Source organism: Chloroflexota bacterium (assembly GCA_020161265.1).
Lineage (GTDB): Bacteria > Chloroflexota > Chloroflexia > Chloroflexales > Herpetosiphonaceae > Herpetosiphon.
This window is the reverse complement of the sequence record JAIUOC010000004.1, coordinates 478091-504565: the sequence shown is the minus strand read 5'-3', so window position 1 is coordinate 504565 and position 26475 is coordinate 478091. Positions and strand designations below refer to the sequence as shown.

Here is a 26475-nt window from a genome sequence, read left to right as displayed (position 1 = left end):
GCTCCTCAGAACAAAAAAACCGCAGAGAGCGCCAAACTTGAGCGCCCTCTGCGGTGCCAACAGGATCAATTAACTCATCGAAGCCCACATCATCAACGCCAGCACCTGAATAATCGCTGGAATTGCGCCGATACCTAATAATTTACCACCACTCCAGCCGTACAGCCCTTCCCACAAACCAGCGGTCAACAGGAACGACCAGATTGCTGCGCCAATCCAGAGCAGCACTGGCAGCAGTGGCACATTCAATACCAGCAGCAACAATGCCCCCAACATCACCACAATTCGCGGCAATTGGGCCGTTGGGTAGAGGTAAAACGGGCGGGCCAGATGGGCATCGCCATCCATATTGCGTTCGCTGAACTGGGCCACAGCCGCCGCAATTGGGTATTCCAATAAACAGATGAAAGCAAATATCAACACATTGATAATTGAATTGACGGTTGGATAGTGCACGCCATTGATATGGCGCTCGACCAGCAGCATTAATGTAGGAATTGCTGCTAGCCAGACCATTGGTCGGCCCAAGGTAATCATCGTATCAAATTTAATTTTGGTGCTATCTTCGCGGCGCAAAATGTTGGAAACCATGCGATCGATCGCATCGCTAGGCTTGAACATCAAGCGTAACAACCAAGCTGGAGCATCTTCGGTCAAAATGCCTTCATCTTGCTCGTTAGGCCGTTGGCGGCGTGAAACTTCGAGCACAATTTGCTGCACCAATGGATCGTAGACGCTCAAGGCCGAGGTTAACAGCACCCCTCGCGCATTCGAGCCATCGAACAGCAACGATGAAATGTGGTGCATCAACTTCAAACTCTGATTCGTCGTTTGAATCAGCATCACATGGTTATTTTCCGAGAGGCTAGCGGTTTTGACCGCGATAATCTCTTCCCAACGCACTAAGAGCCAACGGTTGAAATAGCGCACCATCAAGCCCTCTTGGCGCGATTCAATATCGGGCAAAATATTGCGAACTACCACCAAAATCGGAATTAACACCACCAGCAGCAATACAGCAGCGACTGGCAACCACCAAGCACTTTGATCAAGCGGTAAAGGGCTGCTATTGAAAATGCCGCCTACGCCAAAACTTAAACCAATCCATTGGCGCAACATTTCGAGCACGCGCAGCAGCCCCAGCACCGCCATCACCGCCGTACCGATCACCAGCAAGCTACTGATGCGTTTGGGATACGTTGCCATAATGCTAGCGACCCGACCAGGTTGGGCGGTTAGACCAGCTTGGGTTGCATACTCAACATAATCTTTATCGCTTTTGGAGCGGCGGCTGAAGAAACCCGCTGGGCTAAGCAATAGTTGAAACAAGGGCGAGGAAGCCTTTTCATCGAGCTTAACTGCTGGCTGTTTAGTTTGGCGAGCCACCTGTTCCAGCTCACTGGTCAGCATACGCACCAACGGCAGAAAATCGGAGATGCCCGAAGTAATCAAGACCCCACGACGTAGACTAAACCGATAGAGCACACTGTAAAAGCGATGCCAACCAGTCATTGCCTTATTGTTGGTTTGGAGTAGTACCACAAAGCGTTCGCCCGAAAGATCTTCGGTAACTCGCAACCCGTTAACTTGCTCCCAACCGACAGGCAACCAACTATTGCCCCATTCAATTAAAATACCACGGCTGCTCGTGCGAATGGAGGGGAAGAAATTACGAACAAAGACAACCACGAGCAAAGTTAAGCCCATCCAACCAAAATAGGGCGCAAGATCAGTCAGCTCGCGCAGGCGTGGGCGGGTCGTTCCAGTTTGGTTAAACCAGTTGACCAGAGGTTCATAAAAGGTGTCGCGGGCCTCGAAGGCAGCATTGATGTTGCGGCTATCCCAGAGATACTGCAAAACGGCACGTCCCCAACGCACCACAGCAACTACAATGAGGACAGTACAAAGCACCTCAAAAATCCATTTGAACCGACGAGGGTAACGATGCACCTGTTCGGGTGTGGCGAAGGCCATGGGCAGTCCTCCAGTTAACAAACCGCATATTGGCGGAACTGTCTCAGGAATTTGTCAGCTTCTCACGCTTCTCTAGCGCTACGGTGGGTCGGTAAGATCGAGTATGATGATTATATAGAATCGCGCACGATAATAGCACAAGATCGTGCTGATGATCGCAAAGATAAGGAGTACCGTAGGCATGATTCGACGTTGGATTCGTGGACTGTGGGGTTTGACGCTGTGTGGGGTGTTGTTGAGTTGTGGTCAGGGTACTGCCACGCAAGCACCACAAACCCAAGCTCCCACGGCAACCACAACTGTTGCTGCTAGCCCAACCACTGCCGCCTCGCCAACGACGGCTGCTTCACCAACCTTGGCGGCAACAGCAACTTCCGAAGCTTCACCAACCCCCGCTGGTCTCAGCGATGCCGATCTCGCGAAGTATGCACCCAATGAGATTGGCTGGGTTTTGGTCTTAGAATATCACTTAATTGAATCTCCCGATGCAGACTATAGCCGCTCACCCGAAAATTTGCGCAAGGATTTAGAGTGGTTGTATGCCAATAATTTTTACCCAATGACCTTGCGTGATTTGGTTGATAACAACATTAGCGTGCCGCTGGGCAAATCGCCAGTTGTTTTAACTTTTGATGATTCATCGGATGGTCAGTTCCGCTATCTTGAAGATGGTACGCTTGACCCAACTTCGGCCATGGGTATTTTGCAAGCATTTGCCGCCGAACACCCCGATTTTCCGGCGATTGCGGTGTTCTTCCCGTTGATCGATGTTGATGTGAAAGAGCGGGTTTTGTTTGGTCAGCCTGAGCTTGCCACCCAAAAACTGCAAGAAATTGTGGCCTTGGGCGGCGAGATTGGTACGCATACCTACACCCATCAACGCCTCGACGAAGCTGATGCTGAACAAATTCAATGGCAATTGGCCTTCTCGATCAAAGAGCTTGAGGAGCGGATTGGCGATGGCTATAAAGTTACAAGCCTGAGCTATCCCTTGGGTATGTTTCCCGAAGATGAGAGTTTGGTCCGCGCAGGCGAATCTGAAGGCGAGAGCTACACATTAAGCGCAGCTGTTGATGTCACTGGTGGCGCTAGCCCTTCGCCCTATTCGCAAAACTTCGATCCCTACCATATTCGCCGAACGCAAGCGGTTGATTCGCAATTGGAATATTGGTATCAGTTGTTTGAAGAACGGCCTGATCTCAAATTTATCTCCGATGGCGACCCCGATACCATTACCGTGCCCAGCGAGGAAACGCTTGGCGAGGAGCAACAAGGTCGTTTGCGCCCCGACTTGGAAGTACGCCGCTACGAACGGAAGTAGGCGAGGGACTAGTGCTCAGGGTTCAGGGGCTAGGGGTCAGAATCCTTTCACTCCTAACAAGGGGATCTTTCCCTTTTGAACCACTAATCTTGAGGTTCATCGGTGAATGCATAACACTCGATAATTGCCCTTGAGGGGGTGCAGGGGGATTAAAGCCCCCTGCGTCTCCCGCCTTGAGGCGGGACGGAAGGGTGGTGAGCACCATCCTCGAATTCTGCTAATAATTCGATTAAAACCAACTCCTGTATCTCGTCCACAACGTGGAAACGGGGCTGAGGAAACAGTATCCGTGGTAGACTTAAACGCAATGCTATCACGAAGGTGACCTATGACTGAAGAACAAAATGAACGCGATATTGAGCAAGCTTTGGCCGAAATTGGCGACCATAATCGCCCAATTGTGTTGAGTGAACTCAAAGTTTTTAACGATCTCGACCAAGATGAAACTGAGATTTTTGAAATTGAATGGCTGCGGATCGAGCCAAGCCATCGGCGTAATTTGGCTCAAGCCATGCAAGAAGTTGCCGAAGCTAGCCTTGAGCTTGATTTTCGCGCAGTATTTAGCATTTTGCTGACCGACCAAGATCCAGCAATCCGCATCGCAGCAGTCAAGGGTATGGCCGAAGATACCCGCCGCTCAAGTTTGCGCCGTTTAAGCGAATTGCTTACAACCGATCCTGATGATGGGGTGCGAGCTAATGCGGCGATCACGCTGGGTGCGTGGGCGTTACGCGCAGGCGAAGGCAATCTCGATCAGCGAACCAATACTGAATTATTGCAAACGCTCTGGGCCGCTTTTGATGATCGCCAAACCTCGACCTTGGTACGCCAACGCTTGTTGGAAACCTTGGGCTATTTGGCCGATAGCGATCCACGAGTCAATCAGGAAATTGGGGCAGCTCACCAACGACTTGATGATGGTTGGCAGGCCGCCGCGCTCTGTGCCATGGGTCGCACTGGCTTAGATCAATGGTTGCCAACGATTACGGCTAGTTTGCGTTCCCATGAGCCATTGTTACGGTTTGAAGCAGTGCGGGCCGCTGGTGAACTGGGCGATTTAGCCGAATCGATTGTCAACCAAGTGGCACGGGCGGCGGCTGATGGCGATGTTGAAGTCGCTACAACTGCGATTTGGGCATTGGGCCAAATTGGCGGCGCGGCAGCGCGACGCTTTCTCGAACAATTAGTTAAAGATTCAGAAGGTGTTCGCCGCGAAGCTGCTGCCGAAGCGCTCAAAGAATTGCAATTCTTCGATGACCCCGTGCAATCCTTGCCCTTCGACGACGATGAGGACGAGGACGAATATTGGTATGGCGACGACGAGGACGAGTAATTGAAGGATGAATTATAAGGGAGGAGGGATGAAAGAGGGGATTAGCGATGTTAACGCAGAGGCGCAGAGAGGGCTAGGGGTCAGGATTCAGGGGTCAGAGGCTAGCGATCAAGGATTAGGGGAATTGGCACTGGATTGTTGACATGAAGCCTTCGTGCCACTTCGTGGCCTTCGTGAATCAAAACAAGCTTCATGATCCTCGTGTTCTTCGTGGTTCCAATGCTCTGATCCCTAGCACCTGATCCCTGACCCCTCATCTAGTAATAAGGAGCCGAACATACCATAAGGCAGCACTGCTCTATGTTCTATGTTCTTTGTTCTTATGTATCAACATATTTGTTTATCACCCCATTTCGATGATGCCGCGTTATCCTTGGGTGGTGCGCTGGCTGGTTGGCATACTGCTGGCGAGCGTTGTTTGATCGTCACCATTTGTAGCGCTCCGCCCAGTGGCGAACTCAATCAATTTGCCGCTTATCTTCACGAACGTTGGGGTGCTGCCAGCGATCCAATTGCGATTCGTCGCGCCGAGGATCAAGCCGCCGCCAACCGCCTCGGAGCCGATTTGCTGTTTCTTGAGCAACACGATGCGATCTATCGCCATGCTGGCTATGATTCAGCCGCCGCTATTTTTGGCACACCGATCGCCGATGATTTGCTCTGGGCTAGCCTCACCACCCAACTTCAAGCTCTTGTCCAGCAATATCCCGACGCGATTTGGTATGCACCGTTGGCGGTTGGCAATCATGTCGATCATCAAATTACCCATGGCGTGGCGGCCAAAGTACTTTCAAATTTGCGTTGGTACGAAGATTTGCCCTATTCGGCCCGCAATAACGCCCGCGATCAACGCTTAGCCCAAGTCCAACCAACTCTCGATCAAGTGATTGCGATCGATCAAACCTTGGCGATCAAATTGGCTTCAGTCGCCGATTATGCCAGCCAAATCTTTGAATTATTTGGCACAGTTGCGGCGATGGAGCAGGAGCTGAGCACGTATGCGGCGAGTGTCGTCGAACAAGGCTTTGCTGAACGCTTATGGCGAGGAGGCCAGGTTTGAGTTTTGCGCTACGCGAACTTGATGCCGCTCAATGGTCGGCAGAACTAGCAGCCAATCCCGCTGTGCATCTTTTGCAACGCGCTGAATGGGGCCAACTCAAAGCCCAATTTGGCTGGCAACCGCAACGCATCGCAATCTACAATCAGCATGGGTTTTGCGCCGGAGCACAAGTGTTGTGGCGTTCGCAATATGGTTTGCGGGTGGCCTATGTGCCGCGTGGCCCAATTTGGTCGGCTGATCAGGCCGCTAATCGGTTATTGTTGCAAAGCTTAGAGCGTTTGGCTCGCAAACGTTGGGCAGCCTTTTTGCGCTTGGAGCCAAATTTGCTTGATGCTGGAGCCGCTGATCAACTGCATTCTGAGTTATTGCTGGCGGGCTATGAGCAGTCGCGGAGTATGCAGCCAAGCGCCTCAATTCACCTCGATCTCCAGCCAGAGTTGGCCAGCTTGCAAGCTCAATGTAGCAAAGGCCATCGTGCTGATGTGCGCCGCGCTGAGCGCCAGGGCGTAAGCATTCGAGTTGGCACAACCGAAGCCGATCTCGATCAGTTTTATGCGATTATGCAAGCGACCAGCCAACGCGCTAATTTTGGCATTCACAGCCGCGAGTATTATGCTCAGGCTTGGCGCTTGTTTGGCGGCGATCAGGCTGATGGCGCGGCATGTTTGTTGATTGCTGAGCGCGAAGGTCGGGTGATTGGCAGCTTTTTGGTGTTTGCCCAAGGCGCTGAAGCACAATATATGTATAGCGGCACCAATGAAGAAGGCTTGAAATTTGCCGCCAGCCATGCTTTGCAATGGGCTGCGATTAGCTGGGCTAAGCAACGTGGCTGCACGCTCTACGATTTTTGGGGCATTCCCGAGGCCTTTTTGGCGCTTGAAGCCACGACTGACCCAGCGGAACGTGAACGCTTGGAGCAAGCGGCCCAAGCGACGGGCATGGCGGGAGTCTATCGCTTTAAAAAAGGCTGGGGCGGCCAACCAGTCCGCTATCTGCCAGCCTATGATCGCGTTTTCTTGCGTCCGGCGTATTGGCTTTGGCAGCGCCGCCGCTCTGAATAGGAACAATCAATGAAATCGTTCGCTGAACTTTTGCTGCATGTTACCCATCAAGCCTCCGGCGATCACCACGTTGCAATTAGCAATGTAGCTTACGATTCGCGCAAAGTTAGGCCTGGAGCGCTGTTTGTGGCGATCAAAGGGGTGCATGTTGATGGTCATCGTTATATTGCAACTGCCGTGGAGCAAGGCGCGGTGGCAGTGGTCTATGATGACCCTCATCAAGCGCCGCCTGCCACTATTCCCTCGGCCTTGGTTGCCGATGCCAAAATTGCGCTCTCGCCGATTGCCGCAGCCTTTTATGATTACCCCGCCCAGCAATTAGAAGTGGTGGGAATTACAGGCTCAAAGGGCAAAACCACCACCACCTTTTTAACCGCCGCCGCTTTAGAAGCTAGCGGCGAGTTGGTGGGCTTTATGAGCACTGTCGATTTTAAAATTGGCCAGCGCCAATGGGCCAACAAAACCCGCCAATCGACCCCCGAAGCCTTGGAAATTCAGGCCATGTTGCGCGAGATGGTCGAGGCTGGTTGTCGCTATGCTGTGGTCGAAAGCACGTCGCATGGCCTCTCACCCCGTTGGAATCGGCTGGGCGATTGTGCCTATGATGTAGCATTGATTACCAATGTGACCCACGAGCACCTTGATTACCATGGCACGGTTGAGCAATATCGTGCTGATAAAGCTCAATTGTTTCAGTTACTCACCACCAGTCCCAGCCAAAAATCAATTCTTGGTCAAACAACGATAGTCGAAAAAGTCGCAATTGTTAATGCCGATGATCCGTATGCGGCCCAATTTCGGGCAGCAGCTGGCGATCAAGTGCGCCATTTGAGCTATGCAATTCATGCAGAGGCCGATCTTCGGGCTACCGAAATTGTTTCAACGAGCAAGGGCTTGCGTTTTACCGCAACCACGCCGCAAGGCAATTTTGCGCTCAATTTGCAATTAGTTGGCACATTCTATGTCTACAATGTGTTAGCAGCACTCAGCGTCTGTGTGGCGCGAGGCGTTGATCTGGCGGCGGCGATTCAGCGGCTTGAGGCAATTCCAGGCATTAACGGGCGCATGGAGCAAGTTGAGCTTGGTCAGCCATTTAGTGTGCTGGTCGATTATGCCCATAACCCCGATTCGTTTGAGCAAGTGATGGGTATGATGCGCCCCTTGACCCAAGGCCGTTTGATTGCAGTATTTGGCTCAGCAGGCGAGCGCGATCTCGCCAAGCGTCCAATTCAAGGCCAAATTGCGGCCAAATGGTGCGATCTGCTCTACCTGACCGATGAAGATCCACGCGCCGAGGATTCGCTACAGATTTTGCAGGAAATTGCCGCTGGCGCACAGGCTGAGGGCAAAATTATCGATCAAGATTGCTGGCTGATTGCCGATCGGCGAACGGCAATTGAGCAAGCGCTGGCGACCGCTCAAGCGGGTGATGTGGTGCTGTTGCTCGGCAAAGGTCACGAAGGCAACATCATTTATGCCAGCGGCGATATCGAATGGAATGAGCATGCCGAGGCTGAACGTGCATTGCAAGGCTTGGGCTACATCAAACGATAAATTCGTTTGAGCCGATCGAGTTCGGTATGGGTCACTTCAGTCAGAAACGGCTTAAGATCCTGAACTGGTAGAAGTGCCTGATAGCCACGGCGTAAAAAGCGATGCAATTCGCCCATGCCCATCAATTTGGCAAAGGTTTTGGTATTGTTGAGGGCTGCGCCAAGCAGGCTAATTTTTGATAAACGATGCACTCGCCGTAGCGATTCGTTAATCAGCTCGATTTGGCGCACCCTTGGCTCAAAACTATTGACCCGATAATAGGCCTCTTCATATTGAGCCTCAGTAAACGGAATCGTGAAGTTATTATGTTCAAGCCAATCGGCGACCTGCTGATCGAGTCTGACCGTCAAATTGAGCAAATCGAGGGTCACCTCAATATCTTCGATGCTCAGACCAGGAGCCAAGTGAATAAATTGGTGCAAACGACGGGCTTGGGTATCGCGAGCATGAAAATCATATGGCCCATACATATCTTCAAGAAAAAATTGGGCTAACCCATGATATTGCGGCTCGGCGAGGAGATATTTGTAATCGCGTTCCAAGCGTTTGACCTGAAAAGTTTGGAGATAGGCATAATACTTGGTTGATGGCATATAGCGAAGCACCGTTGCTTGAATTCTGTCATAGCAACCATTGTAGCACGGTGTGTCATTGGATTGAAATGCAGACTGAGGGACGAGGGGTCAGAGGTCGGGGGTCAGGATTCAGCCCAATAAGGCCAAGCTGCTCCCTGACCCCTCGTCCCTCACACTCGTCCTTCGTGCCCTTCGTCTTCTTCGTGGATCAAAAGCTAATCACCTCGCCCCTGAATCCTGCCTCCTATTTTTTTGCCCTCTACCCTTGCTACTGCTCACAGCCAACCCGATAGGCATCGAGTTCGCGATGTTTGAGCATGGCATTAATTCCTAATTGGCGGGCTTGTGGGCAAAATTGGCTGGTTTGGGCACCTGTATCGGTATATTCAATTGCAAATACTGGCTTGCCTGCGGCGATAAATGGGCTTAATTCGGCACACCAGCCTTGGTCAAAACAATCTTCAGTTAATGCCCAATCATAATAATCGATCAGCTCGCTGATTTGCTCGGAATCGTTTTTTAGGCCAATCGATAAGCCACGGCTATGGGCTTCATTAGCCAACCAGCGATTAAAGATCAGTTGATCGTTAGCGGTCAACGGAAACCCAGTATTATTTTGGTAGCCATTGATATTATCTGGCTCGATGCCATCAAAGCCTTTGTTTTTGCACGAATCCATGCGTGCTCGCATAATCGGCGCAAGCAAATCGATTTGGCGAATATCGAGCCATTTTTCACCTGGCCAGCCATCGTAATCGTTGCCCAGCACACTGCTCGGAAACGCAGCGGCATCGTCGCGCCAATCTTCCCAAGCGCCAACATTGATATAGCACACAACTTTGCGGCCTTGGCTATGTAGTTGGCTCACCGTCGCACTGCTGGTATCAAACAAATCCAAATCATAGACCGTTACATTAACCCCAAGATCGAGCGGCGTGCCAGTAAATTGAAGTTGCATAGTGGAATTGACGCTTGGTTGCCACCACGCATTGCGTTGGGCAATCGGTACAAAAGCCCGTTGGCTGAGCGGACGCGCAAACAGCACCGAGGCTACCACCAAGGCCAAGCCAATCCCAATCAACCAATAACGGCGCATACTTACCTCGCTAATTCAACCCAATCCAGTACAATTCCAAGCTGGCGTTGGTCGCTTGGGGCTTGCCATGGCTGGGTTAATAGTTCAAGTTGACGTTCGTTTGGGCTAGCGGCAATTGGCAGATGCAGCACCCGCCACTCAGCCCCAAGTTGCTTGATTTGGATGCATTGCTGCTTGGCAACACAGATTTGCAGGTTTGCTGCGGGGGCATCGCTTGGCCGTGGATTGGCAATGCGCAAACGGACAACGCCAGCCTCACCTGCAGGCAGGCGCAAGCGAGCATGAGCGGTTGACCAACGGGCTGTGCTCTCCGCGAGGATTTCGGCCGGATAAAATCCTTCGATCACGCCAATATCCAAGCCAGCCCCAAGATCGATCTGCTTTTCGGCTGGGCGATCGGCTGCACTCCAAGCCCAATCTAGCAAGCTCGTGCGATCAACATAGGGGTTGGCCCATGCTTCACGCGCCGCCGCCAGATCGTTGCGCCGCAGCAAATAATGGCCTAATTGATAGCTTGCCAAGGGATAATCGCGGTTGTGATTGACCGCAGCGATATAGGCTTGCACCGCCGCATCAAATTGGCCCGCTTGCTCTTTGATCTGAGCAAACGCCAGCCAACCATCAGCCGAAGGCAAGCTATTAAGTGCCCGCAAACTAGCAACCTCGGCTTGAACCAAATCGCCAGCCGCTAAGGCTTGGTCGGCTTGCCAGCGCCACCAACCACGGCTTATTTGCTGTTGCAGCACTTGCCACGGCGAATGATCAATAATCACCCACAAAATAATTAGGCCGAGTACGCTTGCCCCCAAGCGTTGCCATATCGGCGTAGTTACCCGTAATTTGGCTAAACTAAATGCCGCGTAGATTAGCATAATTGGCCAGAAAAACTGGCGATAGCGTGCCTCGCCATGGGTAAACATCGTGCTACCAACAATATAACCTACCCAGAGCAAGGCCAACCACCAGCGAGCATCACGCGGAGCACGCGCAAAGCCCCACAGCGCCAACACGACACACAGTACATACCACAGATCATCGAAAATCAAGGCAGCGATTAAATAAGGTAAGGCTACATCGCTATAATAATTGGCCTGAATAAAGCGATCTTCAATTGGTTTGATGCGCCAGAGATAGACCGTATTCGTCCAAGGCTTACGCGCCAAAATGCTCGGATCGGCGGCCAATAACTCGCGGCCTTTGGCCGAAGCATAATCAGCCCGCTCCGCCGGATTGGGTATTGCTGAGAGAATGGTGTTAATCTCGCTTAGCTCAAGCGCTGGCTCGCTAAATGCCCACAGATTGTAGGCAAAGCCAGTTTCAACCGTAATCAAACGCCCATAAGCTAGCCAATTGCGCAGCGACCATGGCGCAACCAGCGCACAAGCTACCAAGCCCAAGGCCAAACCATGCTGCAAACTCCGCCAACCTCGCCAATTCCACCACATCCAGCCAATTAATACTGGCACAAAGGCCAAGGGCAACGAGCGCGTCAGAATCGTCAGGCCAATCGTCAAGCCAGCAGCCAAAGCAAAACGTAATTGTTTGGTTCGATGCCAATGCAGCAGCAGCAGCAAACTACTGGCCCAAAGCACATTCCAGAGCGTTTCGCTCATCCATAAATTGGCAAAAGTTGCGAAGGTCAATAAACCACTGGCCAAACCAGCCGTCCACAGCCCAACTTTTTCAGCCTGCGGATGATCGCCAGCCCACTCGCGCCCAAGTAACCACAGCAACCACAGATGAATCAGACTCAAAGCGATATTAAACAGCAAGGCAATTTGGGGATCGTTGTTGCTCAGCCAGAGGGTTGCCGCCAGATACAGCGGGTACAACGGGGCACGTAGCCAAGGGTAAGCATCATAAAAACGCCAGCCTTGGCCTGCCAACAAATCGCGGGCAACCGCGAGGTATTCAACTTCATCATTCGCTGGTTGGTGGCTTGGCAACAACCATAAGCCCAAACGTAGCGCCGCCGCTCCAACCAGCAAAAGGATCAATATCAGTCGATAGCGCCGAGTTGTCGGCCACCAACAAAAACGTGCATCCATGCAATTAGCCAACGTATTCAACATAGCGCTGCATTATTGATCAAGTTGTTGCAATACGTCTAGCGCAGCTTGCACCGTTTGCTCTTGTTGCTCAGCGTGGCTAATGCTGGCTGGCAAGTCGCCCGATTGCTCACCATACCAACCAAATTGGGCATGATTGCCGCCTTGAATTTCTACCCAATTGGTCGTGCTCGGCAGCAATGGGCGGGCCGCTTCAATATCAGCCAAGGTTGCTAAGCCATCGTTGCTAGCATAAATCATGCTGCTCACTAGATCGCGCTCAGCCAAACTGTTCGAGGCTGTTGGGTAGGCTGCCAGCAGAATCAGGCCATCGATTGTAGCGGGATGCTCATAGGTGTATTTTGCCGCCATTGCGCCGCCCAATGAGTGGCCACCAATCGCCCAGTGCTCAATTTGCGGATAGGCCTCCAGCACCGCATCAGCACGGTTAGAGCCAAAAATCGCCATATTCAGTGGCATTGGCACAATCACCACCAAATAACCAGCGTTGGCCAATTCATGAGCCAGCGGGGCATAAGCGGCAGGCGCAACTCGCGCCCCAGGATAGAAAATCAAGCCCGTGCTTGGCGCAACGCTCGGCTCGAAAATCAGCCAATCAGCTTCAGTGACAGTCACGGTTTGGTCGGAAACTAAGGCTTCGTTGGCCGTTGCCATTGCGGCGGCGGGATTACTCGCCCACAGCACAAAGCCCGCAACCCCAATGATCAGCAGCAAAACTAAGCCAAGCGCAAGGCGTTTAACCAATTTCATCAGTGTACTCCTAGCATGTGTTTCAGTTGTATTCTACGCAGAATGCAGGATTGGGGATGAAGCGAAAGTCAAAAGGCAGAAATCAAAAGGCAAAATAGTAGAGGTCAGGGTTCAGAGGCTAGGGGTCAGGTATTGAGCATAGTAAGCTAATTACATAAATCTGTGTAATCTGTGGCGATAAATATTTCGTGGAATTCGTGGAATTCGTGGCTAAAAACAACCTTCGCGAAGCTTCGCGTTCTTCGCGGTTACAACCTTTCGTGTCCTTCGTGCCCTTCGTGGATCAAACCCGATCCCTCTATTTCCTTTTCTGCTTCGCGGCACCAAAAAACAACGAAATCCACGGATGACATTGACAATAACGGGATGAAACCACGCACGTGCTGCACATCGAACATTTATACTATTACCATAATATGCACCACCGCGAATAACCATCCCAGAATTACTATCACCAACAGTCCGATTTAATTTAGTACGGCTCTCCCAATAAGGCGTGGCAGTCCATTCCCATAGATTTCCAACGCTATCCAATGCGCCGCAAGCGGCTTGACCAAGCAACCCTAAGCCACTTGATAAAGGGCGACTTTCTTCGCTCCAATCGTAGACTGCATGCTCAGGTGTGGCTGGTTGCTCTCCCCATGGGTAGGTTTGGCGCTGACCTTGGTTGTTGTAAGCTTCCGCCACTTCCCATTCGGCCTCACTAGCAAGCCACACCTGATAGCCCGTTGGCAACCATGGCCCAAGCTGCTCAGTCAGCCACTGGCAATAGGCCACAGCCTCATACCATGTCACGCCATAGATCGGCTGATTCAGATATTCCTGCTTGGTTTGGGTATCCCACCATCGTGGTTCTACTCGTTTACTACTCGTTTTCCACTCGCGGCCATGGTCTGTCCAGTAAGCATCGTTGCTATAGCCGCTAGCCTCGATAAACGCACGATATTGCTCAACCGTCACCATAAACCGCCCAACCCAATAATGCTGAAGCTCGACGGTTATTGCTTGGGTTAATGCATCCCAGCCGCCAACGTGATAGCGGCCCGCAGGCACATAGCGCCAGTAGTGGTTGCCCTCGCGGCCAAATTGGGTAGAAAGCTGGCAGGTTTGTTTTTGCCATTGCTCGCTGCTCACTGGGTAGCGTGGGTCGCCCAAGCCTGCCAAAAGTTCGGCGGCCTTTTGACGTTCTCGCACCAACAACGGGGCTGGTTGCATGGCGTGGCCTTGGTAGTAATCAAGCGCTGCTTGGGCGTGCTCATGGTCTTCGAGCAGTTTAACCAGCCCCGCCCGTAGCCGTCGCTGAATCGGATCAACCCTAATTTGTTTGCCGCGCAACAAGCCCCAATCGCAATCGGCTCCCAACTCGGCGGCCAGCACCAAATCGCGATACCAATCGTAGCGATGGATCTCCCCAGCTTCATAGGCATCGGGATCGACCAATGCGTTCAGTACTTGTTCAATTTTGGTTGAGCCTAAACTAGCTTTGGTCAGGCAACCAACCCCCAAGAAGATCGGTTCGCGCCAACGGTCATCGCGCCGTAAACTCAACAATTGATCAAGCGATTCGTAAAACAACAAGTGGCGGCCTGCGCTATGTTCTTGCAAGGTCAAGTGGGCAAAAGCATAGACATTGCCCGCATCTTCGGGCTGAATCAAGCCGCTACATTGATCGATATAGGCAATACAACGATCTGCGGCGTGATAGGGATTGGCAACATTGACCCGTGCAAAATACTCCATCAATTCAAATTTTAGCTCACGGCCTTGAATTCGCCCACGACCATCGGCTGAAGTGCTATTTAAATGGGCCTGATAACACAACCGATCCAAGACCTGATCACGCAACTCCTCGCCGGTAATTCGTTCATCACCAACTGCCTGCCCAAGGTTCTGACCATTGCGGCTGGCAACATCCCACTCACCAAGCAGTTGTTTCAAGATTTCTTCGTAGAGGCTATGGCGGTCGCGCGGCAAAATACCCTTGCGGGCCAGCACGAAAATCATCATGCTCAGCAGCAACGGATTGGCAGCCATTTCCCGTAAGCGGCGGCGTTTGGGGTCGTGCAAAGCCTGCAACAACTGCTCAGCATAGCGATCAATTGCTGCATGGTCAATCATGCCCTTGGTGTGCAATAGGGGAAACCAATTATTAATAAACTGGGTCATTTGGCCGCCACTCAAGGGAGCTAATTCAACCATCGGCCATTGGGTAATCTGGCGATACTCTTCCGTCCAAGCTCGTGAACGGCAAGTGATGAGGATGCGAGCATGATAGGCATTGGCAAACAAGCGCAAAAAGGTCAACAGCGACGTGCGATCAATGCTTTCGACAGTCGCTTCGAGTGGCACTTCATCCAAGCCATCGAACACCAACAGCACCTTGAGTGATCGAGTCAAGCCAGCATCTAACAGCTCTTGCGGCTGGGCTAGCCCATATTGGGTGTGGAGATAGGCGCAGACCGCATCGAATAGTAAGCCGATCTTTGGTTTGTCGTTCAAGCCTAAATCGTTGCCGGCTAAGGCTCCTGCCAACTGACGCAAGGGCATAAAGATTGGCAACAAGCGCCGTTGATCATTCCAGCCAAGCAAGCTGGTTTGCTGGCTCATTTGATCAAGGCCACGCTGCGCTAAGACCCAGACCAAATGATTGGCAAAGGTCGATTTGCCGCTGCCTGGTGCGCCACACAACACAAGGTAGGGTTGATCTAAGACAGTTTCGGTAGCCAACTCGGCTCGCAGCAATGCCAATGGGCCAGCCCCATCATCAACCGCAATAATGGCTTGGTCGGGCAAACACTGATCAGCACTGAGTTCATCAGGAATCTCAAATTGCTGTTGCTGATAGGCCGCAACTTCCTCTTCGGTTAAAGCGCGTACCACCTGATAGCGATGTTGCACCGCCAACATCATATAGGCTGAAGCCAAGTCAATGCCTGATTTGAGATGTGATGAACCAAGCCCCACCACACGCATGGTGTTGTGACTATTGCTAAGCTGCCTCAAATACTTCACCAAGCGTTCGCGCTCAACATCATCGGGTGGGCGGCCATAAATAATCGTACCAAGATTGACCCCAACTACCACACCATTGACGTGCGAGTTATTCAGATTAACTGAACCATCCGTGCTATCAGGCATAGGCAAAACCTTCTTTCAAGCGTGGGGCGAATCTGGTTTGATTGTAGATGAAGCAAGGATTGATGTAAAGTCAAAAGGCAGAAATCAAAAGGCAAAATAGTAGGGGCCAGGGTTCAGAGGCTAGGGGTCAGGTATTGGGCATAGCAAGCTAATTACATAAATCTGTGTAATCTGTGGCGATAAATATTTCGTGGAATTCGTGGAATTCGTGGCTAAAAACTTAACCTTCGCATTCTTCGCGGTTACAACCTTTCGTGACCCTTCGTGTCCTTCGTGGATCAATTTGTCCTACAGGATTGCTCAAACTTGTCGCTGCTGCTTGACTGATGACATCTGCTATACTTAGGGACGCGAAATCGTCCCGCAAGCCAAACTGTTCCTCACAAACACCGAGGAGTGTAGCAATGACACTGATTGAAACGGTTGATGCCGCTCACTATTTCGAGCCAAAATCACCCGAACTGAGCAGCCAATCGATCTCCGCAATGGCGCGTGGCATGGTTGGTTCTGAAATTTTGCGAATCGCTGGTAATGTCCGCACGTTGCAAGCCCAAGGCCGCACAGTCTGTAATTTCACCGTCGGTGATTTTGCGCCTTCCCAATTCCCAATTCCTGAAGCGTTGCGCGATGCAGCGATTGAATCATATAGCGCTGGTCGCACCAATTACCCACCTGCCGAAGGTGTGATGGCCTTGCGCAAAGCTGTGCTCGACCACTACGAACGCCGTTTGGGGTTGCGCTATCCCTTGGAAAGCATCCAAATTATTTCGGGCGCACGGCCAGGTCTCTATGCAGCCTATGGCGTATTGATCGATCCAGGCGAAACGGTGGTTTATCCAGTGCCATCGTGGAACAACAACCACTATGCCTATCTCTGTGGCTCAAAAGCGATTGAAGTGCCAACTCGCCCCGAAGATGGCTTCTTGCCCACCGCCGAACTGCTTGCGCCATTCATCCAAGAAGCACGGTTGATCTCGATTAACTCGCCGCTCAACCCAGCAGGCACGATGATCTCGCCTGAGGAATTGCGCAAGATCAGCGAGTTGATTGTCAATGAAAATAATCGCCGCAAAGAGCTTGGTTTGCGCTTGCTCTATTTGGTTTACGACCAAATTTATTGGGAATTGCAGCTTGGTGATATTCGCCACGTTACGCCTGTCGAAGTGATGCCCGAAATGTCGGCCTACACGATTTTCATTGATGGCATCTCAAAATCGTGGTCGGCAACTGGCTTGCGGGTTGGCTGGGTTGTGGCTCCACCGCACATCACCGATCGCATCAAGGCCTTTTTGAATCACGTTGGCGCGTGGGCACCGCACCCAGAGCAAGAAGCCACCGCACATATTTTGAATTCAATCGATGTGCTCGACGATTTTTATGCGCATATGCATAACGAAGTTCGCGCCCGCTTGAATTTGATCTACAACGCCGTGCAGGAAATGAAGGCCGCTGGCTTGCCAGTTGATGCAATTGCACCGCAAGGGGCGATTTATCTTTCCACCCAATTCGATTTGGTTGGCAAGAGCCTCGATGGTGTGCAAATTACCAGTAACGCCCAAATTGGCGACATCTTGCTGGAGCAAGCAGGCGTGGCCTTAGTGCCATTCCAAGCTTTCGGCCTGCGCCAAGAAACGGGCTGGATGCGGCTCTCGGTTGGTGCGGTTTCAATCGCCGACGTTGAGCAATGCATCCCACGCATGCGGGCAATTTTGGAGCGCGTCAAGTAACGATGCCTGATCCACGTGGCCTGCGTTTGCTGCTAGCCCGCCATGGTGCGACCGCCTGGAACGAAGCGGGACGCTACCAAGGTCGTGCTGATGAAGGGCTAAGCCCACGCGGCCAAGCTCAAGCGAGCCAGCTTGGGCAGTGGCTCAGCGCAGAAACCCCAGAGATTGTGCTTCACAGTGGCGCACGTCGTACAGCCGAAACGCTGGCGCGTGCGCTACCGCAACATCAAGCGATCAGCGACCCACGCTGGCGCGAAATTGACCATGGCGCATGGGAAGGCCTGACCTATCGCCAAGTTTTAGATCAAGCTCCTGAGCAAGCCCGCGCTCATTGGAATGATCCCCTATATATTCCCGCGCCCCAAGGCGAAACCCTGCTTGCTGTAGCTGAGCGCGTCCAAGCCGCCACCAACGACCTGATTACCAACTACGCTGGACACTGTGTCCTGTTGGTTGCTCATGCCACCAGCCTACAAGTGTTGTGCTGCCAATTATTTCAAACTCCGCTTAAGCTTTATTGGCAATGGAAATTCGACCTTGGCAGCCTTTCGTGCCTCGAACTCTACCAAAGCGGCACGATCATCAACTGGCTCAATCGCGGCTACACCCGACCCGCAAGCTGCTAGCTTTTAATAGAATCACAGCATCCGCAGGGACTTGAATATTTCCTTAAGTTAGCCGTAGTAGTACAGTAACTCCGAGTTTTGACCAAAAAGCACCAATGTAAGGCTAAATCTGGCATATATGTGGCCCCAAAATAGCCCAAACTGACAAAAACCTGATAATTAGCTGAAAATTATTATTGACTTTAAGGTATCAACCCGCTATGATTGGCCTCCAAGCCCCATCTCCCTGTTGAGATGTTTGTTGCCATGAACGCTGAACACCTGTTGTTGATGGCCATGTATTGCCTTGCTGTGGTTCGTGGGCTGAATGCACACTTGTAGGAGGTTGTCGATTATGCGGCGTTATTTGCTCGCCGCCGTCGCCATTGCCCTCTTGATTATGCCAGTATTGACGATTAATGCTGGTCCAGAGCAAGTTTGGGTTGATGATTTAACGGCTGGCAGCTTTGATGGGTTGGTCGGCAGTGGCACTATCACCCTCGCTCCCAACGCTCCTCCCGCTCCTGCTTTCGTTGGTGATTATCCTCAAGCAGGTAGTTACCTTTCTTCCGAGCATCAATTTGAAGCAGTCGTTGCTGCGGTTGTGATTGATACCGATACAACCTTGACGACTGGGAGTGCTGTGCGCTTTGATGTGCGTGGCAAAAATCCCAGTGGTTCGTGGCAGATGTGGCAAGAGGCTCCGCGTGGTGGTCGAATTGCGCTCGAACGACCAAGCAGTGTGATTCAATATCGCATGTGGTTGTTGGCCAACGGCGAATCACCGCGTGCTCGTTCGGTCACAATGCTTGCTGAATGGTCAGATGGGATGACGATTCAGGCTGAATCGCAAGCACCAACCTACCGAATTTATGCCACTCGCGAGGGCTTGGTCGGCCATCGGACGGCTAACGGCCATATCATTCGCCCATACGATCAATTTGTGGCTTTGCCTTCATGGCGAGCACTCTCATCGTATCGGGGTTATGAATACCAAGTGCGCGTCACCTACAAAGGTCGCTCCAAGGTTGTGCCAGTTTGGGATGTAGGGCCGTGGAATACCCGTGATGACTATTGGTCAACCAATCGTCAGTCGTGGAAAGATTTGCCACGCGGCTTGCCCGAAGCTCAAGCAGCCTATTACGATGGCTACAACGGCGGGCGTGATGAGCGTGGTCGTCGCCCGAATTTGCCCAACGGCATTGATATCGCCGATGGTACGTTCTGGGATTTAGGCATTCCGGATAATGCTTGGGTGGAAGTAACCTTCTTGTGGGAAGGCTATGATCCTGGGGCTGGCACGCCTGCGGCAACTCCAACGCCGAATGTTACCGCAACTCCATTGCCAGTAGCCTTGCCACCAGCCGGCTCGATCTTGGTCGATAATCGCGATAATAGCTTCCGCGAAATGCAAGGCACATGGTTCGATGCCCGCTGTGGTTTCAATGGTTCACACCGCTGGACTAAGAGCGTCGCCAACGAAAGCCAAGTCGATAACCTTGGGGTTTGGAAAGCACCAATCACCAATCCTGGTTTCTACGAGGTGATGGCCTATATTCCGCCGTGTGGCGAGCCAGCCACCAAGAATGCCACCTATGTGATTGCCCACGACGGCAGCAATACCAAAGTGCGGGTCGATCAAGAGGCCAATCAGAATAAATGGTATTCGCTGGGGGTTTACTACTTCAAGGGTGGCAACGAAATTCGACTCGATGATGTGACTGGTGAAGAGGGCTTGAGCGTGCGTTACGATGCCATGGCTTGGTTGCCGCGCTCCGATAACACTGCACCAAACGCCACAATCATCGATGTCAAAGATCTTGGCGAGGGCCGCTACGAAGTGCATTGGAATGGCCAAGATGATAGCACTGGAGTGGCTAGTTTCGATGTGCAGGTGCAACGCAACGGTGGTGAATGGATCGATTGGTTGGTTACAACGACTGAACTGAAAGATACCTTTATCATTGATGTGAATGCTGCTGATGCTGAAAATAGTACCTATGGCTTCCGTGCGCGGGCGCGTGACTGGGCTGGTAATACTGGCGAATTCCCGCCGAATGCCCAAGCAACCTCAGCCGAACCGTTGATGATTCAACAACCCTAATTCCCCTGATCTATGATCCCTCTGCTATGGCAGTTTAGCGGCGAACAAGTTGACGAATTGGTTGAATACCGTTAGTCAACTCCGCCCCTAAACTGCCATACTTTATTAATGCAGCCCATCTCAAATCATCACTGGGCGGTGTATATGCTGGCCGAAGCAGCGCAGAAATAATTCAGTTTAGGACAACCTCGGTTTTGATAATGGGTTTTGCTTTCAGCGCTACCCACATACCAAACCGAGGTCGTTGGGCGAACCTTAAAGAACAAAGGCTGCTTATTTCACGACATACGGCATATACACCAGCCATTCATCATCATCAACAATTGTGATGCTAATGGTCGCTGTGCCAAGCGAGAGATTGCTGGGGTTGCTGATGGTAACGCTAAAGCTTTCGTTTGGCTCCTTCACCCGATCGCCAACAATTGCCACACTGACGACCTTTTGGGTTTCGCCAGCAGCAAAGTTGAGGGTCAAATTTTGGCCGACAAAATCACTACCAGCGCTGGCCGTGCCCGCCGCCGTGGCAAATTGCAGGCTGCTAGCCCGCCCACTCGCTGCCGAAAGTGTCACGGTAAATTGTAAGGTTGTGGTGATGCCAGAGCCTTCAACCACGCTGTTGAGACCACTCAAGGCGGCACTTGGGGTTGGGTCGTTATCAACAATCGTGGCTGTGCCGTTTGAGCCAAGCGTTGCGCCACCTGTCGCGCTACTCAGGACGAGGGTAAATGTTTCGTCAGCTTCGTCTAACAGATCGCCAAGCACCACAACCGTCACGGTTTTGCTGAGTTCGCCAGGCGCAAAACTTAATGTACCAGCGGCTGGCGTAAAGTCAGTGCCGCTTAATGCAGTGCCAGCTAAAGTTGAATAGTTCACGGTTACAGCAGTTGCGCTGGGGTTGGATAGGCTGACGTTGAATACGGCGTTAACGCTGTTGGCATCGCCCTCAGTAACGTTAATCGCTTCAGCGTTGATCGTTGGTGCGCCATCGTCGTCGATGATTGTTGCAACTGCATCGGCAGTCAACAGGCTAGCATTTTGCGGATTGCTCAGCGTCACCGTGAAAGTTTCGTTGCTTTCATCGATCAGATCGCCATTGACATTGACAATAAATCTTTGGGTTAGCTGGCCTGCCGGAATCGTCAAGGTGCCGCTGATCGTGGTGTAATCGCTGCCGCCAAGCGCTGTATTGTCGTGGGTCGCATATTGGACACTAATTGCTTGGCCGCTGATTGCCGAGAGCATCAAGCTAACCGTCAATGGTCGCGTGCCACTATTGCCTTCTTGCATAGGCGGCGCAACGAAGTTGATTATTGGAGCAGCATCATCGTCGAGAATAACCACCGTACCAGCACTCCCAACCGTTGCATTGACTGGGTTGCTCAATTCAAGCGTAAACGACTCATCGCTTTCATCAACCATATCGCCCTGGATAAACACATCGACGGTTTTACTAGTTTCACCAGCGGCAAAGCTTAATGGACCACTGCTGATCGCAAAATCGCTGCCAGCACTCGCCGAGCCTCCCACAGTCAGATAATCAACCGTGATTGCGCTACTGCTAGGGTTGCTCAAACTAACGTTGAGGGTTACGGTTACACTGCCGCTGTTGCCTTCGGCTGCTTCACCATTGGTCACATTGATCACAGGTGTTGCATCGTCGTCGAGAATTGTGGCAACTGCTTCATCGTTGCTAATCGTAGTGTTGACGGCATTGCTCAAGGCCACGTTGATCGTTTCGTCTGGCTCGTCGATCAAATCGCCAACCACGGCAATTGCAATCGTTTTGCTGGTTTCGCCAGGGGCAAAATTAAGCGTGCCAGTGATCGTAGTGTAATCGCTGGATTCGTTGGCAGTGCCATCAGTGGTGATAAATTCAACACTAATTGGCAAATAGCTGGCATTCGAGAGCGTGACTGGCACATTGATTTGGCCTGGTGCGCCGCTGCCTTCATTAGCACTTGCTTCATTCACGCTGATCGTTGGCGCAGTATCGTCGTTGGTAATTGTGCCAATGCCTTGGCCATCGCCAATTGCCGCGTTGGTGGCACTCAACAAATTGATAAAGAAACGTTCATTGAGTTCAAATTGCGTATCGCCATGAACTTCAATCGTCACTGGAATACTCAGGGTATTGGCTGGAATGGTGGCGGTTGTGCTTGCTGCAGTGTAATCATCGGGCGCAATCGCTGTATCATCAGCCGTTACATAATCGACGACGACTGGATTGGGGCTAACTGCCGACAAGCTCAGGGTAAAGTTGAATTGGGTAATGCCGCTGTTACCTTCGGTTAATGTTACATCGTTGACGCTCACGCTGGGCAAATTGCCAACCGATGAACAGCGTGAGAATTCCGAGGTGTTGCCGCTGCCATCGACGGCGGTTGCGGTTACCCGTTGGCCTAGTGCCACAGTCGTGGTCAAATTGGCGGTGTAAGAAATTGCTCCGGTTGGGCCTGTGTTGATTGCAAACGAGCCAATGTAGCTTTGACCTTCGCCAAAGTTGCTTGGATCACACGCGCCTTGGCTATAGAAATCGAGGGTCAAGGCCGTATTGCTTGCGCCAATATACGAGCCAATAATTTGAGTTAAGCCCCCACCCGAACTGGTCGATTCGACGATTGGATAGTTGAGCAGGTTGTTTGGTCCAGTATCGCTATCGTTGGCATCGTTGGCAGTTACGCCATCGCCGTTGGCATTGTTGTCGGGGCCAAGATCGATGCCCAAGCGATTGTTGCTGAAAATGCTGTTGCGCTGAATCCGTTGGGTTGTGGCAACCGCCGCGCCTTGGGTAATCAGCACCCCATTTTTGGCATTAAAGGCAATCACATTGCCAGCACCTTGCGCTGATCCGCCGATGGTCGTGGTCGTGCCAGCCGCAACCCGCACCCCATTGAATTGGTTGGCGACCCCAGTTGGGCTAGCTGGCGGAATAAAGGCGTTTGTGCCGATGTAATTGCCTTGAATCACATTGCCCGACGAACTCGAGGTGAAAATATTAATCCCGTTATTGCCATTGCCTGAAATGACGTTGCGCTCGCCGATGGTTGTGCCACCGATTTGGGTGTTACGTGCGCCGTCGAGCTTAATGCCATCGCTGACATTGCCCAACGCCCCGTTGCCATTCAGGGTTGTACCAATGTAGTTGCCCTTGATGATATTACCAATCGCCGAGCCGCCGCCAATCACAATCCCGTTGCTATTGGCTGAAATCAAGTTGCGTTCGGCAGTGGTCGTGCCGCCGATCGTGTTACCACCAACATTGAAAATATAGACCCCAGCCGAGCTATTGCCCAAGGCTGAGCCACCACCGTTGTTGGTGCCGATATAGTTGCCCGAAATTTTGTTGTTGGTAGCGCCAGCTTCGATAATTGCCACGCCATCGCTGTTGTTGCCCGAAATGACGTTGCGCTCAGCCGTCGTGCCACCAACCAAGGTATTGGCGGTGCGGTCGATAAAGACCCCACGCTGGGTATTGCCAACATCGAGGGTTGCCCCAATGTTCGTGCCAATAAAGTTGCCTTGAATTCGGTTACCCAATGGTGCAGCTGTCACATTGACCAACACACCATGTTCAACGTTACCCGAAATGACGTTGCCCAATGTGCCAAATGTGCCACCAATTTGATTGTTATCGCTGGCGATGCGCACGCCGCTCTTGCTATTGCCAAGCGCTGCGTTGCTACTCAACATCGTGCCAATATAGTTATTTTGGATGGTGTTTGCATTTGCGCCGACTACCAGCGTGATGCCATCACCATCGTTGCCCGAAATTAAGTTGCGCACATTCGAGCCGCCGCTGCCGCCAATTAAGTTATTGGCAGATTCGACCCGCACGCCTGACAAACTATTGCCAGCATCGACCGTGCCCGAAGCATCGCTGCCGATGAAATTACATTCGATCGTATTGCCGCCGAGGGTTGCCAAACGCACGCCGTTGCCAGCAAAACGATTGATCACCAAGCCGCGAATCAGGCTACTGCCGCCTGTTACATCTAAGCCATTGACGCTCGCTCCCGCCAACGAACCATTTAATTCGATCAATGGGGCATTACAGGCAGCACCTGCTTGGCTCAAACCATCGAGAATCACAGGAGCACTAATCGCTGGCAGTGCCGCAGTTGGCGAGATGGTGCGCACGCCGCTACCAAGCAAATTAAAGCGAATCGTATCGGTTTGCGGAGTTGAATTGGCTAAAGTGATCGCTTCACGCAGCGAACAATCGAAGGTGGTACAAGCCCCATCATTGGTATCCAAATTGGTGCTCACCAAAATTGGCGACGTTTGGATGCTGTTGGTTGCTTCAAATGCGCCAATATCCAAACGGCCTTCGCGCACCCGCGCAAAGCCAGGTCCACGCTGATCGGTCGCTGGGGCTGCAATAGGCGCAGGATCGCCAGTGTTGTAGGCGGGGCTATTTTGTAGCAATGCTGCGGTTGGCGTACCACCGCCATTGTTCAGTACATCGCCCAACACCGGATCTTGGCCAGTGATATTGGTGGCAGTTGTACCGCCAAAGACCGCGCCACTTGGCACTGTTTCGATCAAGTTATAACCATTTGAGGTAATTGTTTGACCAGTGCCAACCCCAAGATCGGCGCTGGTAAGGGTGGTATTGGCAGCGCGTTGGGTATTATTGGCAACAATCGTGTTATACAAACTGAGGCGTAAAGCCGGCTGGCCGGCTGTAGTAACCCCGTTGACCACCCCACCAACCGCCGAACCACTGCTATTTGAGGCAGCATTGTAGGCAATCGTGCTGTAATAGACATCGATCATGCCATTATTATCGTTGTAGATTGCTGCCCCAGCCTTGCCACGGTTATAAGCAATCGTGGTATTGGTGATTGCTGTGGTTAGGTTGGCCGCAGGATTTTGAATATTAACGTGGTGAATGCCTGCACCCAAGCCCAATGCACCACTGCCGGTCACCCCGCCTGAGGTGCTGGTGACGGTATTGCTCAGTACAGCGCTGTTGATGATGGTCGTGATACTGCCGCTGGTGCTAAATCCACCGCCATTATTTGGCGCAGTATTGCCGCGAATCACACTATTGTAGACCCTCAGCACCCCGGCGATCCCGCTGGTACGTTGGTTGCGCAAGCCCCCACCGTTGCCACTGGTTCCAGCGGTATTTGAGAGTACAGCCGTATTGCTGATAACGACCGTGCCACCTTGGTTAAGCACAGCGCCGCCGTTGGTAATGCCCGAATTGGGCGCTTTACCGCGTTGCAACGTCAAGTTGTAAATTGAAAGATTCGCTGACGTGACATTGACATTGAAAATCCGTGAGGCGTTGTTGCCATCGATTTTCAGGCCAGGCGCAGCGGCTCCATCGATCACCACCAAGCGCCCAACAGTCAATTCGCCAGCAGTTAACGTGATCGTTTGGCCTGCCAAACTTGGGTCGAACACGATCGGCGAACACGCTGTATTAGCCACAGCAGCGCGTAATGAGCCAACTGGTGGCGAAGCAGCATCGCTGGTGGTGGTAACCGTACAAGCAGCGCTTGGAGCACTCGCAGAACGGGCTTCAGGAAGCTGTGGTGCTGCAATGCGTGCGGCTGTTGGTTGAAGCGGAACAACAAATAATGCCAACAATAGTGCCAAATTAAGCACCAATGCACGACGACGAACCTGCATATGCAAGGCTCGCCCTTGATCAGGGGATTGGAGCATACAAACCTCTTGCTAGACTCTCGAAGAGCAACCCTGCACTGAGCGTCATTACTCTTGAGGCCAAATGAAGGTGGAGCAGATCAGCGCAACTTCAGCGTAGTTTGTTTGCCATGACTAACATATGCCGCAGGTTAGTACGAAGAGTAGCAGTAACAAATGACTAGGGTACTACGGAAGTGCATAGCGATTATATTCTAAGGCTATATCAATTGCTAGGGAAAATTTTATTAAAATGGGAATAAGGGGTCAGGGGCTAGGGCGCAGGGGGTCGGAGATTTAACGCAGAGGCGTAATGATGGCTATGGGCTGATGGCTTTTGGCTATCAGCCCATTTTGAAATTTCAAACGATCTTATAGCCCATAGCCCATAGCCAAACATCACTCTGCGCCGCTGCGTTAAATTCCCCTTGATTGTTTGTTCGCGCTACTTTT

Annotated in this window: 15 protein-coding genes; 8 read left to right on the top strand and 7 right to left on the bottom strand. The window is 51.9% G+C overall.

Annotation, left to right across the window (positions count from 1 at the left end):
* Positions 1–69: 69 nt before the first annotated feature.
* Complete coding sequence (locus LCH85_12085) at positions 70–1911, bottom strand: hypothetical protein (GenBank protein MCA0352726.1); 1842 nt, start codon at positions 1909–1911, stop codon at positions 70–72.
* A 244-nt stretch (positions 1912–2155) separates the two neighbouring features.
* On the opposite strand from LCH85_12085, the gene LCH85_12080 reads away from it, so the two are divergent.
* From LCH85_12080 to LCH85_12060, 5 genes are all read left to right on the top strand, one after another.
* Positions 2156–3295, top strand: a complete 1140-nt coding sequence (locus tag LCH85_12080; GenBank protein ID MCA0352725.1) for a polysaccharide deacetylase family protein — start codon at positions 2156–2158, stop codon at positions 3293–3295.
* A gap of 328 nt (positions 3296–3623) precedes the next feature.
* Positions 3624–4628, top strand: a complete 1005-nt coding sequence (locus tag LCH85_12075; protein MCA0352724.1) for a HEAT repeat domain-containing protein — start codon at positions 3624–3626, stop codon at positions 4626–4628.
* A 322-nt stretch (positions 4629–4950) separates the two neighbouring features.
* On the top strand, positions 4951–5688 hold the full coding sequence (locus LCH85_12070) for a PIG-L family deacetylase (protein MCA0352723.1): 738 nt from the start codon (positions 4951–4953) through the stop codon (positions 5686–5688).
* Positions 5685–6749 carry a peptidoglycan bridge formation glycyltransferase FemA/FemB family protein gene (locus LCH85_12065; protein ID MCA0352722.1) on the top strand — a complete coding sequence of 355 codons (1065 nt, stop codon included), beginning with the start codon at positions 5685–5687 and terminating at the stop codon, positions 6747–6749. Before LCH85_12070 ends, LCH85_12065 begins: the two co-directional genes overlap by 4 nt.
* Before the next feature lie 9 nt (positions 6750–6758).
* Positions 6759–8303 (top strand): UDP-N-acetylmuramoyl-L-alanyl-D-glutamate--2,6-diaminopimelate ligase, encoded by a 1545-nt coding sequence (locus LCH85_12060; GenBank protein ID MCA0352721.1) that lies wholly within the window; start codon positions 6759–6761, stop codon positions 8301–8303.
* Here LCH85_12060 and LCH85_12055 read toward each other — a convergent pair.
* The 5 genes from LCH85_12055 to LCH85_12035 all read right to left on the bottom strand — a co-directional run bounded on the left by LCH85_12055 (position 8288) and on the right by LCH85_12035 (position 15931).
* On the bottom strand, positions 8288–8896 hold the full coding sequence (locus LCH85_12055; protein ID MCA0352720.1) for a hypothetical protein: 609 nt from the start codon (positions 8894–8896) through the stop codon (positions 8288–8290). The genes LCH85_12060 and LCH85_12055 overlap by 16 nt on opposite strands.
* Before the next feature lie 250 nt (positions 8897–9146).
* Positions 9147–9974, bottom strand: a complete 828-nt coding sequence (locus LCH85_12050) for an endo alpha-1,4 polygalactosaminidase (protein MCA0352719.1) — start codon at positions 9972–9974, stop codon at positions 9147–9149.
* Positions 9975–9976: 2 nt separating this feature from the next.
* Positions 9977–12022 carry a glycosyltransferase family 39 protein gene (locus LCH85_12045; protein ID MCA0352718.1) on the bottom strand — a complete coding sequence of 682 codons (2046 nt, stop codon included), beginning with the start codon at positions 12020–12022 and terminating at the stop codon, positions 9977–9979.
* Positions 12023–12055: 33 nt separating this feature from the next.
* On the bottom strand, positions 12056–12793 hold the full coding sequence (locus tag LCH85_12040; protein MCA0352717.1) for an alpha/beta hydrolase: 738 nt from the start codon (positions 12791–12793) through the stop codon (positions 12056–12058).
* A gap of 210 nt (positions 12794–13003) precedes the next feature.
* Entirely contained in the window at positions 13004–15931 is a 2928-nt protein-coding gene (locus LCH85_12035; protein ID MCA0352716.1) for an SUMF1/EgtB/PvdO family nonheme iron enzyme, read from the bottom strand.
* Between the two features lie 404 nt (positions 15932–16335).
* On the opposite strand from LCH85_12035, the gene LCH85_12030 reads away from it, so the two are divergent.
* The 3 genes from LCH85_12030 to LCH85_12020 all read left to right on the top strand — a co-directional run bounded on the left by LCH85_12030 (position 16336) and on the right by LCH85_12020 (position 20367).
* Positions 16336–17658 carry an aminotransferase class I/II-fold pyridoxal phosphate-dependent enzyme gene (locus tag LCH85_12030; protein MCA0352715.1) on the top strand — a complete coding sequence of 441 codons (1323 nt, stop codon included), beginning with the start codon at positions 16336–16338 and terminating at the stop codon, positions 17656–17658.
* Positions 17659–17660: 2 nt separating this feature from the next.
* Positions 17661–18284 (top strand): histidine phosphatase family protein, encoded by a 624-nt coding sequence (locus tag LCH85_12025; GenBank protein MCA0352714.1) that lies wholly within the window; start codon positions 17661–17663, stop codon positions 18282–18284.
* A 334-nt stretch (positions 18285–18618) separates the two neighbouring features.
* Positions 18619–20367: a hypothetical protein gene (locus LCH85_12020; protein ID MCA0352713.1), complete on the top strand. Its 1749-nt coding sequence runs from the start codon at positions 18619–18621 to the stop codon at positions 20365–20367.
* Positions 20368–20640: 273 nt separating this feature from the next.
* Here LCH85_12020 and LCH85_12015 read toward each other — a convergent pair whose 3' ends face one another.
* Positions 20641–26043, bottom strand: a complete 5403-nt coding sequence (locus LCH85_12015) for a CSLREA domain-containing protein (protein MCA0352712.1) — start codon at positions 26041–26043, stop codon at positions 20641–20643.
* Positions 26044–26475: the final 432 nt, after the last annotated feature.

What these genes read in the sequence shown, in the direction of transcription:
- LCH85_12045 (MCA0352718.1), bottom strand. Translation starts at nt 12,022, where the DNA reads ATGGATGCACGTTTTTGTTGGTGGCCGACAACTCGGCGCTATCGACTG.
- LCH85_12040 (MCA0352717.1), bottom strand. Translation starts at nt 12,793, where the DNA reads ATGAAATTGGTTAAACGCCTTGCGCTTGGCTTAGTTTTGCTGCTGATC.
- LCH85_12050 (MCA0352719.1), bottom strand. Translation starts at nt 9,974, where the DNA reads ATGCGCCGTTATTGGTTGATTGGGATTGGCTTGGCCTTGGTGGTAGCC.
- LCH85_12015 (MCA0352712.1), bottom strand. Translation starts at nt 26,043, where the DNA reads ATGCTCCAATCCCCTGATCAAGGGCGAGCCTTGCATATGCAGGTTCGT.
- LCH85_12075 (MCA0352724.1), top strand. Translation starts at nt 3,624, where the DNA reads ATGACTGAAGAACAAAATGAACGCGATATTGAGCAAGCTTTGGCCGAA.
- LCH85_12025 (MCA0352714.1), top strand. Translation starts at nt 17,661, where the DNA reads ATGCCTGATCCACGTGGCCTGCGTTTGCTGCTAGCCCGCCATGGTGCG.
- LCH85_12030 (MCA0352715.1), top strand. Translation starts at nt 16,336, where the DNA reads ATGACACTGATTGAAACGGTTGATGCCGCTCACTATTTCGAGCCAAAA.
- LCH85_12080 (MCA0352725.1), top strand. Translation starts at nt 2,156, where the DNA reads ATGATTCGACGTTGGATTCGTGGACTGTGGGGTTTGACGCTGTGTGGG.
- LCH85_12070 (MCA0352723.1), top strand. Translation starts at nt 4,951, where the DNA reads ATGTATCAACATATTTGTTTATCACCCCATTTCGATGATGCCGCGTTA.
- LCH85_12060 (MCA0352721.1), top strand. Translation starts at nt 6,759, where the DNA reads ATGAAATCGTTCGCTGAACTTTTGCTGCATGTTACCCATCAAGCCTCC.
- LCH85_12020 (MCA0352713.1), top strand. Translation starts at nt 18,619, where the DNA reads ATGCGGCGTTATTTGCTCGCCGCCGTCGCCATTGCCCTCTTGATTATG.
- LCH85_12055 (MCA0352720.1), bottom strand. Translation starts at nt 8,896, where the DNA reads ATGCCATCAACCAAGTATTATGCCTATCTCCAAACTTTTCAGGTCAAA.
- LCH85_12035 (MCA0352716.1), bottom strand. Translation starts at nt 15,931, where the DNA reads ATGCCTGATAGCACGGATGGTTCAGTTAATCTGAATAACTCGCACGTC.